This is a genomic window from Pseudomonas sp. NCHU5216 (genome assembly GCF_052156495.1).
In the GTDB taxonomy this organism is placed as follows: Bacteria; Pseudomonadota; Gammaproteobacteria; order Pseudomonadales; family Pseudomonadaceae; genus Aquipseudomonas.
On record NZ_JBQLIX010000004.1, the window covers coordinates 134,988 to 147,532 of the forward strand.

11 protein-coding genes are annotated in these 12,545 nt (G+C 62.2%); 5 read left to right on the forward strand and 6 right to left on the reverse strand.

Annotated elements, in window-relative coordinates:
* Positions 1 to 13 precede the first annotated feature (13 nt).
* Together kdpA and kdpF are read right to left on the reverse strand one after the other, a co-directional pair.
* Positions 14 to 1,702 carry a potassium-transporting ATPase subunit KdpA gene (gene kdpA, locus ACSVIK_RS04950; RefSeq protein ID WP_442443257.1) on the reverse strand — a complete coding sequence of 563 codons (1,689 nt, stop codon included), beginning with the start codon at positions 1,700 to 1,702 and terminating at the stop codon, positions 14 to 16.
* A 10-nt stretch (positions 1,703 to 1,712) separates the two neighbouring features.
* On the reverse strand, positions 1,713 to 1,802 hold the full coding sequence (kdpF, locus tag ACSVIK_RS04955; protein ID WP_017676012.1) for a K(+)-transporting ATPase subunit F: 90 nt from the start codon (positions 1,800 to 1,802) through the stop codon (positions 1,713 to 1,715).
* 770 nt (positions 1,803 to 2,572) lie between these two features.
* Here kdpF and ACSVIK_RS04960 point away from each other — a divergent pair.
* The 3 genes from ACSVIK_RS04960 to ACSVIK_RS04970 all read left to right on the forward strand — a co-directional run bounded on the left by ACSVIK_RS04960 (position 2,573) and on the right by ACSVIK_RS04970 (position 4,439).
* Positions 2,573 to 2,815 carry a hypothetical protein gene (locus ACSVIK_RS04960; protein WP_442443258.1) on the forward strand — a complete coding sequence of 81 codons (243 nt, stop codon included), beginning with the start codon at positions 2,573 to 2,575 and terminating at the stop codon, positions 2,813 to 2,815.
* Between the two features lie 27 nt (positions 2,816 to 2,842).
* Positions 2,843 to 3,718, forward strand: a complete 876-nt coding sequence (locus ACSVIK_RS04965; protein WP_442443259.1) for a hypothetical protein — start codon at positions 2,843 to 2,845, stop codon at positions 3,716 to 3,718.
* A 103-nt stretch (positions 3,719 to 3,821) separates the two neighbouring features.
* On the forward strand, positions 3,822 to 4,439 hold the full coding sequence (locus ACSVIK_RS04970; RefSeq protein WP_442443260.1) for a hypothetical protein: 618 nt from the start codon (positions 3,822 to 3,824) through the stop codon (positions 4,437 to 4,439).
* Between the two features lie 272 nt (positions 4,440 to 4,711).
* Here ACSVIK_RS04970 and ACSVIK_RS04975 read toward each other — a convergent pair whose 3' ends face one another.
* Entirely contained in the window at positions 4,712 to 5,953 is a 1,242-nt protein-coding gene (locus ACSVIK_RS04975; protein ID WP_442443261.1) for an MFS transporter, read from the reverse strand.
* 432 nt (positions 5,954 to 6,385) lie between these two features.
* Here ACSVIK_RS04975 and ACSVIK_RS04980 point away from each other — a divergent pair, with 432 nt between their 5' ends.
* Positions 6,386 to 7,015, forward strand: coding sequence for a class I SAM-dependent methyltransferase (locus ACSVIK_RS04980; protein ID WP_442443262.1), 630 nt, complete (start codon positions 6,386 to 6,388; stop codon positions 7,013 to 7,015).
* Positions 7,016 to 7,061: 46 nt separating this feature from the next.
* On the opposite strand, the gene ACSVIK_RS04985 is transcribed toward ACSVIK_RS04980, so the two are convergent.
* The 3 genes from ACSVIK_RS04985 to ACSVIK_RS04995 form a co-directional block, all read right to left on the reverse strand.
* Positions 7,062 to 9,194: an acetyl-CoA hydrolase/transferase C-terminal domain-containing protein gene (locus ACSVIK_RS04985; protein WP_442443263.1), complete on the reverse strand. Its 2,133-nt coding sequence runs from the start codon at positions 9,192 to 9,194 to the stop codon at positions 7,062 to 7,064.
* A gap of 170 nt (positions 9,195 to 9,364) precedes the next feature.
* On the reverse strand, positions 9,365 to 10,690 hold the full coding sequence (locus tag ACSVIK_RS04990) for an APC family permease (RefSeq protein WP_442443264.1): 1,326 nt from the start codon (positions 10,688 to 10,690) through the stop codon (positions 9,365 to 9,367).
* Positions 10,691 to 10,797: 107 nt separating this feature from the next.
* The gene (locus ACSVIK_RS04995; RefSeq protein ID WP_442443265.1) at positions 10,798 to 11,613 is read right to left on the reverse strand and encodes a carbon-nitrogen hydrolase family protein; all 816 of its coding nucleotides are present in this window, start codon (positions 11,611 to 11,613) and stop codon (positions 10,798 to 10,800) included.
* Between the two features lie 140 nt (positions 11,614 to 11,753).
* On the opposite strand from ACSVIK_RS04995, the gene ACSVIK_RS05000 reads away from it, so the two are divergent.
* The gene (locus ACSVIK_RS05000; protein ID WP_322979539.1) at positions 11,754 to 12,536 is read left to right on the forward strand and encodes a helix-turn-helix transcriptional regulator; all 783 of its coding nucleotides are present in this window, start codon (positions 11,754 to 11,756) and stop codon (positions 12,534 to 12,536) included.
* The last annotated feature ends 9 nt before the right edge of the window (positions 12,537 to 12,545 follow it).

The following is a 12,545-nucleotide window of genomic DNA, read 5'->3' on the forward strand; positions in this document are numbered from 1 at the left end:
CACGGTTTCTCCTTCAGAACGCCAGGTGTTCGGCCAGCGGGCCCAGGGCCAGCGCCGGCATGAAGGTCAGGCCACCCACCAGGAGGATGGTCAGGGTCAGCAGCACGACGAACAGCGGCCCATGGGTGGGGAAGCTGTTCTGCCCCTGCGGCGCCGCGCGCTTGGCCGCCAGGCTGCCGGCAATCGCCAGCACCGGCAGGATGTAGCCGAAGCGCCCGAGCAGCATGGCCAGGCCGAGCATCAGGTCGTGGTAGGGGGTGTCGGCGCTGAAGCCGGCAAAGGCCGAGCCGTTGTTGCCGGTAGCCGAGCCGTAGGCATACAGCGCCTGACTGAAGCCGTGCGGGCCGGGGTTGCCGATGGAGGCCGCCGGCCCTGCGAAACTCACCGCCAGGGCGCCGAACACCAGCACGCCGAGCGGCATCACCAGCAGCGTGGCGACCATCAGCCGTACTTCACGTGCTTCCAGTTTCTTGCCCAGGTAGGCCGGAGTGCGGCCGATCATCAGGCCGGCGAGGAACACCGCGATCAGCACAAACAGCAGCATGCCGTAGAGGCCCGCGCCGACGCCGCCGAAGACGATCTCGCCCAGCAGCATGTTGACCAGCGGCACCAGGCCGCCGAGGGCGCTGAAACTGTCGTGCATGGCGTTCACCGAACCGTTGGACGCCGCCGTGGTGGTGGTCGCCCAAAGCGCCGAGGCGAAGGTGCCGAAGCGCGCCTCCTTGCCCTCCAGCGAGCCGACCTGCTCGATGGGCAGCCCCACCAGCGCCGGGTTCGGCTGCAACTCCGCCCAGGCGCACACCCCCAGGCCGATGACGAACAACAGCAGCATGCTGGCGAGGATCGCCCGGCTCTGGCGCAGGTCACGCACGTAGTGACCGAAGGTGAATACCAGCGCCGCCGGGATCAGCAGGATCGACGCCAGCTCCAGCAGGTTACTCAGCGCCGTGGGGTTCTCGAACGGATGCGCCGAGTTGACGCCGAAGAAGCCGCCGCCATTGGTGCCCAGTTGCTTGATGGCGATCTGGCTGGCCGCCGGCCCCATTGGCAGGCTCTGCTCGCTGCCCTGCAGGGTGGTGGCCGAGATGTAGTCGCTGAAGTTCTGCGGCACACCCTGCCATACCAGCAGCACCGCCAGCACCAGGCACAGCGGCAGCAGGCCGTAGAGCACGGCGCGGGTGATATCCACCCAGAAATTGCCCAGACGGTCGCTGGACTGCCGCGCCAAACCCCGGCACAGCACCACCAGCACCGCCAAACCCACTGCCGGGCTGACGAAGTTCTGCACGCCAAGGCCGAGCATCTGGCTGAAATAACTCAGCTGCGCCTCGCCGCTGTACGCCTGCCAGTTGGTGTTGGTGACGAAGCTCACCGCCGTGTTGAACGCCAGCGGCAGGCTCAGCCCGGCGAGCTGCTGCGGGTTGAGCGGCAACCCGCCCTGCAGCAGCAGAATGCTCATCAGCCCCAGCAGGCAGACCAGGGTGAAGGCCAGCAGCGCCAGGGCGTAGCCGCGCCAGCTTTGCTCCTGCTCCGGGTCGACGCCAGCCACGCGGTAGCACAGGCGTTCCACCGGCTGCAGCACGGGGCTGAGCCAAGTGCGCTGGCCCTCCATCACCCGGTACAAATAGCGCCCGAGAAAAGGGGCCGGTGCCAGCACCAGCAGGAAGAAGGCCGCCAGCAGCAGCCAGTCGTAGTCATGCATGGCCGCCTCCTCAACCACGCCCTGCGGTGAGCAGCGCCACCAGCAGATAGGCGAAGAGGCCGACCACCAGGATCAGCGACACACCATCGATTGCGTTCATGTGCAAAGCTCCACGATGCGGGGAATCCGCTCGCGAGCATTGTCGGAAGGCAGGCCGTAAAAATTCGATTGCCGTCCCACCACTGGGGCGTAAATAAATCGTATTGATGCAGTGGGATCAGCCCTGTGGGAGGCGCTTCAGCGGCGACAGGGCCGCTGCGCGGCATGAACATGGCACCCGTAGGGTGGGCGGCGCAAAAACCCTCACTAACAGCCACTCTCCCACTCAACGCGCCGCGTAACCCACCAAGCGATGGCAAGTTGCGCGTAGGGCTTAGGCACGGAGCAGTACGCCGTTGGCGGGAGTGTTGGCCGTGAGTCATGGTGCCGAACTCGGCATGGCCCGGCGGGCTGTTCGCTGGCGCTCCTGAGGCCGCCCTACGATCAGCCGGCCAATTTAGCTATAGAAGATGACAGCCGAGCGACATCGCACGAAAAACCACCAGCCCCACGCAACCCTTGCCCCGCCTGGCTCCAAGAGGTTTTCCCAGACCTTATCCACAGCGCTTTCCCCAGATTCTGTGCATGACGCCCGGCAACCCGCCGCTGCCCTGCCCGGCTGTTGAAAACTCCCACCAAGTGATTGATTCACTGGGATATTCCGCCTGGCGATAACGTCAGCAGAGCGTCATTGGGCAAAAACTGAGCGGCCTACCATGACCCGCTTGAATGCTAGGCGAGGAGGGCTTTTGCAAAGGTTATCCACAGAGGTTTTCACAGAATTTGTGGGTGGGAGTGGAGAGATCTGGATCCACGCCATGCGACGGGAAAATGACCGAGATGGCATTTCGCCCGCAAAGCATGGACAGTGCAGCGGTGGATGGAATAGGTTTCTGGCTTGGTTCTGCTGGTGCGCTGATCCAGCGGATTGGGCTTGCCGTTATCTCTTTCGTGTTTCTCTCCAGAGACTATCGCGTTTATTGCGACCTCTCTCAGCGAAACAAGGACTTGCAGGGCGATAAGGAAGGTTGTGCGACTGGCGTCGCGGACAAACACGACACCTACTTCGCCTAACCACAGTTATGCTAAGGGCAGATAAAATTGAAGCGCGAAGATGCTGAAAAGTGGTTACATTATCACAGAGCAGGAATACCACCGACCAGATACAAACTGAGATCACTTGTTTATTCAAGCAACAGCATATTAACTCAGGCAAATTTCAAGCTTAACGGATACGAACTATCTTTAATCCCCCTGCCAGAAGTCAATAACTTTCACGGGGAAATCGAAGGATACATGCCAGCCTTCGTGTGCGAAATTATTTCAGAAAGCGAAACACACCGTGCGGGTAACAATTTTGACATTCATGAATGCCTTGATAGAGTTCTCCCACTTGTAGGATTTAATTATCGCTTACCGCTTAATTATACTCAGTGGGAAGAGTACGACGGAGAATGGATAGAAGCTATTGGCGGCGGAGGTCGAGTATCAATGCAGAGCCGCCACCAAAGCCTACCTAATAAAAATATTCATAGCATCGTAGATGCCTATGAAAAGGTTTCTACAAGGCTGGACAGAAGATCAAAGAAAGCCGCAGCCATACGCAACCGACTGAAAGAAGCAGGTAATCTCGAGACCATCTCGAGAAGATACAGCTTTCTTTCCTACTACAGCGTACTGGAAATAATTTCAGATGATTTAGCTTCTAACAAACATTGCCCATCAAATAGCCAGATAGCAATTGATATCGCCGAATTCTCTCTAAGCACAAAAGGCAGCCAACGCACAAAAATATATTTTCTGCTAAGCGCTTTAGAACACGAATTTGATATAGATCAATGTATTAAACTATCGGACATACGAAATGACATCGCCCACGGAGAGCAAACCGTCAGTCATGAGCATTTAGAGCTTTGTAAGAAACTAGCATTCTGGGCATCTGAATTTTTTGTTCTACATATTTCCCGCATAACATAACCCCTAATTAAAAGAGGACACGCACTGACACCACCAACAAAAAGCCCATATTCTTCGCAGGAAGAAACGTACATCTTTTAAACAAACCTCAGAGCCCGCTATCATGGAAGAGCTAATAAAATACTTCACCACAAACATAACAGGCGACAAAGTTTGGATTGCTTTTTTATTCCTAGCTGTTTACTACACCTTAAAGAAGGAGCCATTCAAGATTTTCGCTCACTTTTCTGACAGAAAAGAAAAAGAACATGATTTGGCACGAGTCCTGCTTGATTCTCAAAAGCTCGGAAAAGATGCCAACGAATTTCTTAGAGAGCACCTGGAGAGACACGCCTTCCGCAAGTACTATGAAATAAATGCAGACGCCGAAATGAGAGAGGCGCTTATAAAATTTCACAAAAAATATCAGCGCAAGATTGGCTGGCACGACATAAGAAGAGCATACTCAAACATCTCATTAACAGGCACTAAAATCTCTGCCAAACTAGAATGGCATGAGCACATAATGCGCTGGATCGTAACGACTCTTTGCTACTTAGTAGGTGCATATGCAATATTTGTAATGATTTACGCAGGCTTTAACATCGACTCGAGCAACAGCCTCACATTTCTGGGTCTAACTCTTTTGGCTCTACTGCTCCTTGTCACCGCAGTAGTATTCTCTAGCCTGAACTGGCCTTACCATAGCACTAGAAAAATAATCAATATATCTACCGAATAGAGTTAGCAAGTAGCCTGAACAACCTCGCCCAACGGCGGATGAAAAAAACGTTATCCACCCTACGGGAAAACCGTGGTGTAGGGTGGGCAACGCGAAGCTTGTCCACCATTCCTGGGCAGGAGCAGCAAGTCGCCTGAGTTGATCAAGACAATTGCGGTGATGGGTTTGACATTGCTCTACCCATCCTACGGTCGTTGATCTACGTACACCCGCACTCGCTGGCGGGCTGCTCGCTTCGAGAACGAGCGGCCGGCGTCCCGGGCCGCCCTACGTCAGCCTGCCTTGCTCGGCGAAGCATCCTCAAAGCGATCGACCTTGCGCAGGCTCTTGAAGCCGAGCATCCAGCCGCCGGTGACGGTCAGAGTGCAGGCGCAGCCGAGCAGCGCGGCCGGCACCACGCCGAACCAGGCGGCGCTGGTGCCGGCGCGGAATTCGCCCAGCTCGTTGGAGGAGCCGATAAACAGCATGTTCACCGCATTGACCCGACCACGCATGGCGTCCGGGGTGGAGAACTGCACCAGGGATGAGCGGATGTACATGCTCACCATGTCCGCGCCGCCGGCCACCACCAGTGCGGCGAACGACAGCCAGAACAGGCTGGACAGGGCGAACACCAGGTTGGCCAGGCCGAACAAGGCCACCGCGCCGAACATCACCAGGCCGACATGGCGGTTGAAGGGTTTCATGCTCAGGTACAGGCCCACCGACACCTCACCTATGGCCATGGCGCTACGCAGCAAGCCAAGGCCCGTCGGGCCAACCTCAAGCACTTCCTGGGCGTAGATCGGCAGCAGCGCCACCACGCCGCCAAGCAGCACGGCGAACAGATCCAGCGAGATGGTGCCGAGGATGATCGGCCGCGTGCGGATGAAGTGGATGCCAGCGGTGAAGCGCGCCCAGGCAGTGGACTCCAGCGCCTGCATCTTCTCGGCATAGAGCACCGGTACGCGCTGCAGCAGCACGCAGCCAGCGAGGAAGCAAGCCAGGCACACCGAGTAGGTCAACCCGCCGCCACCGATAGCGTACAGGCCGCCGCCAATCACCGGGCCGGAGATGGTCGCGCCGCGCATGATCATGCTGTTGGCGGCGATGGCTGCCGCCAGGCGCTCGCGCGGCACGATCTGTGGCAGCAAGCTGGACAGCGCAGGCCCGGTGAAGGCGCGGCCGCAGCCGTAAAGCACCAGCACTGCGTAGTACCAGGTGACCGACGCTCCACTCAGCGACAACCACAGCAGCGCACCGGCGCACAGGCCCTCCACCAGCCAACTGAGCATGAGGATCAGTTTGCGGTCGTAGCGGTCGATCAGATCGCCCGCCGGCATCAGCAGCAGCAGCATGGGGATGAACTGAGCCAGGCCGACATAGGCCAGCGACAGCGGATCGCGGGTCAGGTCGTAGACCTGCCAGGCGACCACGATGGCCTGGATCTGCACGGCGAAGACCACCACGATGCGGGCGATGAGAAATGGCAGGAAGCCGGGCAGGCGGTAAACGGAGGCAGGGGCAGCGGACACGACAGATATCTCGGAAGCATGACCGGTGGGTTCCGGTCGAGGTGAGCCGGCCAATCTACGGCAAAGCCCAAGCCCGGGGCAAACGAACGAACAGGCTGTTGCGTAGGTTGCACCGATACGCGGTGGAATCTGTCACCTCCGTGAAGACAACGGGACATGAGCCCGGCTGGCTCGATAGAGTGCGATCCACCCGCACTGACCATCCACGTGGCCCGGATGTAATCCGGGAATCCCTGGCACAGCGTCCCCGGATTGCATCCGGGCTACGGACTGTCGCGGCTAAACCCCCTCCCACAGTCCAGCGTAGGGTGGACGACGCTTCACCCGTCCACCAAGAGGCGAGAACAGCGGTGGATGATATGCGTCATCCACGCCTGGCTACCCCGAAGCACAGTGACGGGGTTTAATGGCCCTTTTTGCCGGAGCCCCACCATGCCCCTGAGCCCCGACGAACTCGCACAGATCAGCGCCCTCACCCTGGCCCATTACCAAGGCAGCGCCGAAGACTTTCGCGAGGGCACCCGCGACCATGACGTGAGCCAGAATATCGCCGCGCTGCTGCGTCATATCGAGGGCATCGCCCCCTGGCGCATCCTCGATTTCGGCTGCGGGCCGGGGCGGGATCTGCGTACCTTCCGCGCCCTCGGCCACGAGGCCATCGGCCTGGATGGCTGCGCCGAATTCGTTGCCATGGCGCGTGCCGACAGCGGCTGCCAGGTATGGCAGCAGAGCTTTCTCGAACTGGATCTGCCGACCGCGCACTTCGACGGCATTTTCGCCAACGCCAGCCTCTTCCATGTGCCGGATCAGGAACTGCCGCGCGTGCTCGGCCAGTTGCATGCAGCGCTCAAGCCCGGCGGTGTGCTGTTCTGCTCCAACCCGCGCGGCGACAACCAGGAGGGCTGGAACGGCCCGCGCTACGGCAGCTACCACGACCTGGAACGCTGGCGCGCCCGACTCACCGCCGCCGGCTTCGTCGAGCTGGAGCATTACTACCGCCCCGCCGGCCTGCCCCGCGAGCAGCAACCCTGGCTGGCCAGTGTGTGGCGGCGGCCGGGCTAGTGCGCCCTCTCGATCGAGCCGATGCGCAGGCTATGGGTGACTGCGCCTAACCCACGCTCGTTGCCTGCAAACCCGCCAACAACAAGCGCTGATACAGGGCTTCGCGCACACCTTCCGGCGCCTCCAGGCTCATGCGCCGCAGATGCTCGGCGAAGGCAGCCGGCTCCGGGGCATCGAGGGTGGCCTTGCCCAGCTCCAGCACCTCGCTCAGGCGCAGCTTGCTCTTGAGCCAGTTGAGGGCGCGCAGCAGATCCTGCTCCACGGGGCTGAAGTCGCAGCCCAAGGGGTATTCGTCCAGCAATGCCGCATGGCGTTCGCGCACTTGTTCCAGACGCTCTGGCAGATTCTGGGTGAAGCGTTCGTCCAGGCAGAAATCCTCGGGCAGCTTGCCGGCCTGTTTGGCCTGCTCGATCAATTGCGGCTGGAAGCGCGAGTCGCTGATGTTCAGCAGTGCCTCGATCACCTGGGCATCGGTCTTGCCGCGAAGGTCGGCGATGCCGTACTCGGTCACCACCATGTCGCGTAGGTGCCGGGGAATGGTGGCGTGGCCATACTCCCAGACGATGTTGGAGCTGAGCTCACCGCCTGACTCGCGCCAACTGCGCAGCAGCAGGATCGAACGGGCATCCTCCAGGGCATGGGCCTGGGCGACGAAGTTGTACTGCCCACCCACACCGCTGAGCACGCGGCCATCCTCCAGCTGGTCGGCCACGCCGGCACCGAGCAGGGTCATGGTGAACACGGTGTTGATAAAGCGCGCGTCGCGACGCTGCAGACGCTTGAGCGCCTCCTCGCCGTACAGCTCGTTGATGTAGCGGATGCCGGTCATGGCGAAGCGTTGGCGCTCGCCGTCATCGAGTTCACGCAGGCGTCGATAGAAGCTTGCCGGGCCGAGGAAGAAGCCACCATGCAGCACCACCCCATTACCGGCACTGCCGAGGCAGGCTTGCAGGCGCGCCTGCGTCTGCGGGTCGCGTAGATCCGCCGCCACGCGGCTGCCGTCGGGCCACTGCAAACAGCCGTCCTGCCACTGCACATCGTCTTGCAGCAGGCCACTGCCGCGCAACCAGTGCAGGTCATCCGCCCCCAGTTGCGCCGGCAGCCCGGCGTCGAGCAGGGCCTGCACGCTGCGCAGGCGCCCTTGCTCATCCAGCGCGCCGCTGTCGGCCAGGCGTTGCAGACGCAGATCCGCGTAGACCTGGCGCCGCACCAGGCCAGCCTCGGCCAGGGCCAGCAGGCCGTTGACGAACATTTCGCTGCAGCCGTACAGGCCCTGATCTAGGGGTTGCAGGCCGCCATTGGCGGAGATCGCCTGCGCCCAGTGCTGCGCGCCAAGATCCTGCAACAGGGCGCGATAGCCGGCGTTGTCCTGCTGGCGCGCCATCAGCGCCGCCGCCAGGGCGTCGCCCATCGAACCGATGCCGATCTGCAGGGTGCCGCCATCGCGCACCAGGCTGCTGGCCAGCAGGCCGATGCAATGATCCTGCAGCGACACCGGCATGTTCGGCGTGGAGAACAGCGTGGTGCGCTCGTCCTCGACTATGTGAATGTCGAAGGTCTCGCGCGGCACCTCGGCATCGCCCGCCATGTACGGCAGGTCGCTGTGGATCTGGGCCACGCTGAGAATGGTTTCGCCAGCGGCGCGACGCCGCTGCAGCAAGGGCAGCAGGTCGAGGCTGACGTCTGGGTTGCAGCTCAAGCTGAAGTGCTCGGGCTGCCCGGCATCGGCGGCAACGAGCTGGGCCACCACGTTCAAGCCCTTGGCATTGAGGTCACGGGCGACGTGGCTGTAGTTGCTGCTGATGTAATCCTGCTGCGCCGGCTCGCACTCCAGCAGGCTGCCCGGCTGGAAGAAGAACTGCTCGACCCTGACGTTGGTCGGCAGGTCGCCGCTGTGCAGATCGGCGAGAAAATCCAGCTCGGGGTAATCACCGAAGACCCGCTCGACGAAGGGCTCGATAAAGCGTTGCTGCAGCTCCTGCCCGGCACGCGGACGCGCCAGGCACAGCGCGGTGTAGATGGTCATTTGCCGCTCGGGCATCTGCCGCACCCGCGCATAGAGCGCATTGACCCAGCGATTGGGCTTGCCCAGCCCCAACGGCAAACCGAGGTGGATGGGCCCGTCGATTTCGCTCAAGACGCGGTCGACGGCTTGCTCGAGGCTACAGGTGTACGGCATCTGGCGCTCCTCAGGACATGCCTGGCAATTGCGGCTTGGACTGCATCGTCGCCGTCATGGTTGCATGCCAGCAACCGTTCGCAGGATGGGCCGGGGTCGAGCTCAGCCCTCCCCGCCTGACGGCGGGTAGGGCTAGAGTGCCGTTGGTGCTCTGGCAAGCAGGCCAAGGCTCAGGCATCCGCGTCGAAGTGCAGCTCCGGCGGACGGCGTCGGAAACCGCCGGTAAGCCAGGCCAGATACAGACCACCGATCACCAGCCAGGCGCAGCCGAGCATGATCGCCAGGCGATCCAGGCTGACCATCAGCCACAGCGTCGCCAGCATGCCGAGTGCCGGGCACAGCAGGTAGCGCAGCACCTGCAATGGGCCGCGCGCCTGCGGCTGACGGGCGAAGTGCACGATCACCGAGAGGTTGACCAGGCTGAAGGCCAGGAAGGCGCCGAAGTTGATGAAGGACGTCGAGGTGGTTACATCCAGCTTCAGCGCCAGCAAGGCCACCACCGCACACACCACGATGGCGCCTACCGGGGTGCCGAAACGTGGGCTCAGGGTGCCCAGCAGGGCACGCGACAGCACGCCGTCGCGGCCCATGGCGTACATCAGGCGCGAGGCGCTGGCCTGAGCCGATAGACCCGAGGTGAACTGGCCAACGATCAGCCCGATGAGGAAGAACGACACGAACAGATCGCCGCCGATGTTGCGGGCAATCTCGTAGGCCGCCGCATCGCTGCTCTCGAACACGCTGGACGGGTGCGCCAACTGCACGAAGTAGGCGGTGACCACGAAGATCAGGCCGCCGATCAGGGTGATCAGCAGGATCGCTCGCGGAATGGTGCGCTGCGGTTCATGGGTTTCCTCGGTCAGGGTGCTGACCGCATCGAAACCAAGGAAGGAGTAGCAGGCCACTGCCGCGCCGGCCATCACCAGCGAAACGTTCACGCCCTCGCCGATGAAGGGCTCGAGCGACCACAAAGGCTTGCTGGCATCGCCCAGCACGTAGTGCACGCAGAGTGCTACGAAGGCCAGCAGTACCAGAAACTGCACCAGCATCAGCACGCCGTTGATGCCCTTGGCCAGGCGCAGACCGATCACGTTGATCAGGCTGGTGACCAGGATGAAGGCCAGCACCCACAACGCCTGCGGCACCTCGGGAAAAGCCGAGTGCAGATAGGCCGCGCCGATCAACCAGATGGCCATGGGCAGGAACAGGTAGTCGAGCAACACCGACCAGCCGGCGATGAAGCCCAGGTGATCGTTGATGCTGCGGCGCACATAGCTGTAGGCCGAGCCGGCCACCGGGAACAACGCGGCCATGCGTGCATAACTGAGGGCGGTGAAGAGCATCGCCAGCGAGGCGGCGACGTATGCGGCGGGCACCGCGCCACGGCTGATCTCGGCGAGGATGCCGAAGGTGCCGAGGACGATGATGGGTGTCATGTAGGCGATGCCGAACAGCACCACCGCGCCCAGTGAGAGGGATCGTTGCAGACGAGCCATTACTTGCTACTCCCGTTCTTTAAATTGTTATGGCAGAGCCGAAGTCGGCAAAAACGCGCGGCAAAAGCCACTGCGGGCGCATCGATGGCGCCCGTCGATAAGAGAAGTCAGGGGATCAGCAGCTCACGCAGACCGTCTGCGTGATCGATACGCTGGCCGGGCAGCGGTATCCGTCGCTCATCCAGGTAGCGGTAGTCGCGACGCGCCTCGGCCAGGCGCTGGAAATCCAGCTCGATGGTCTGCCGGCACGGCTCGCGCCCAGCCTCCAGCAGCAGGTTGCCGCTGGGGTCGACTACCGCGCTGCCGCCGGCGAATACCAGGCCATCGTCGCCCTCGCCGACGCGATTGGTCATCACCGCATAGGCCTGGTTCTCCATGGCCCGCGCCATGATCGCGGTGCGGTGCGTCGGCCCGTAGGGATCCATGTTGCCGTTGGTGACGATCAGCAGCTCGGCGCCCAGCTCACCCAGGGCGCGGGCGCTTTCCGGGAATTCGATGTCGAAGCACACCAGCAGGCCGACGCGCACGCCATCGAGCAACGCCGTGGCGTAACGGTCGCCCGGCTCGAACACGCCGCGATCCGATGCCCACAGGTGGGTCTTGCGATACTTGAGCACGAGGTCGTCGCCATCGAGCAATACCGTGGTGTTGTAGTAGCGGCCGTTGTCGTTTTCGGCGATGCCGATGGCCACGGCCAGGCCACGTTCGGCAGCGGCGCGACGGATCGCCTGCAGGCTCGGGCCATCGAGCGGCTCGGCCAGGGCGGCGATGTTCTCGGCAGTGGGGAAGCCGGTCAGGTAGGTTTCCGGGAACACCACCAGGCGAGTGCCAGCCGCGCAACCGGCAATGGCCTCCAGCGCGGCAGCGAGGTTGTAGGCGGTATCGCCATCACGGCCAGCGAGCTGGACGAGTTCGACTTGCATGACAGGGCTCCGATTCTTGTTGTTGCACGGCGCGCGGCGGCTACCCAGAATGCCGGCAGCCATCCGCCAGGGTTCGAGTATGGAGACAGGGTCGCCCGGGCGAAATCACGCACGTGGGGTAACCCCCGGGGGGTAGAGGCATGACCATGACCTTGCACGACATCGCCTTTCACCGCAGCGTAGGCGAACTCATCGACGCCCTGCCCAGCCCGCACTTCTGGCGCGCCCTGGTGCGCACCCTGGGCCAGTACGTGGCGCACGACAGCTGGGTAGCGCTGATCTTCAGCGAAGGGCGGCCGCAGGTGCTGGCCGAATGCGCTGGCGACGACGGCGAGCCCGACCTGCTGTTTCAGGATTACTTGCGCGGTCTGTACCTGCTCGACCCCTTCTACATCGCCAGCCGCGAAGGCCGCCGCGACGGCCTGGTGCGCCTGGCCGACGTGGCCCCGGAGTGCTTCGAGCAGACCGACTACTTCCGCCGTTACTTCAGCCTCAACGTGGTGGCGGACGAAGTGCAGATCAACCTGCCGCTGCCCGGCGAGCGCACCCTGTGCCTGTCGCTGGGCTCGCGCCAGGCCTTCCGCCCGGAACAGATCGCCCTGCTCAGCCTGGTGCAGCCCTGGGTCACCGCGCTGATGCGCCAGCGCCTGGCCTTTGAACCGGAGCCGGGCGAACCCAGCGCCCCGCCGCCCTGGCAGGAACGCCTGGAACAGATGGCCCGGCAAGTGGAAACGGCGCTGACCGGGCGCGAACTGGAAGTGGTGCGGCTGATGCTCAGCGGCCACTCTAGCAAGGAAGTGGCGCGCAAGCTGGCGATCTCGGCGGAAACCGTGAAGGTGCACCGCAAGCACGTCTACAGCAAGCTGGGGATCAAGTCGCAGTCGGAGTTGTTTGCCTTGTTCCTGCAGGCGCAGGGCGGTTAATACCTGGCG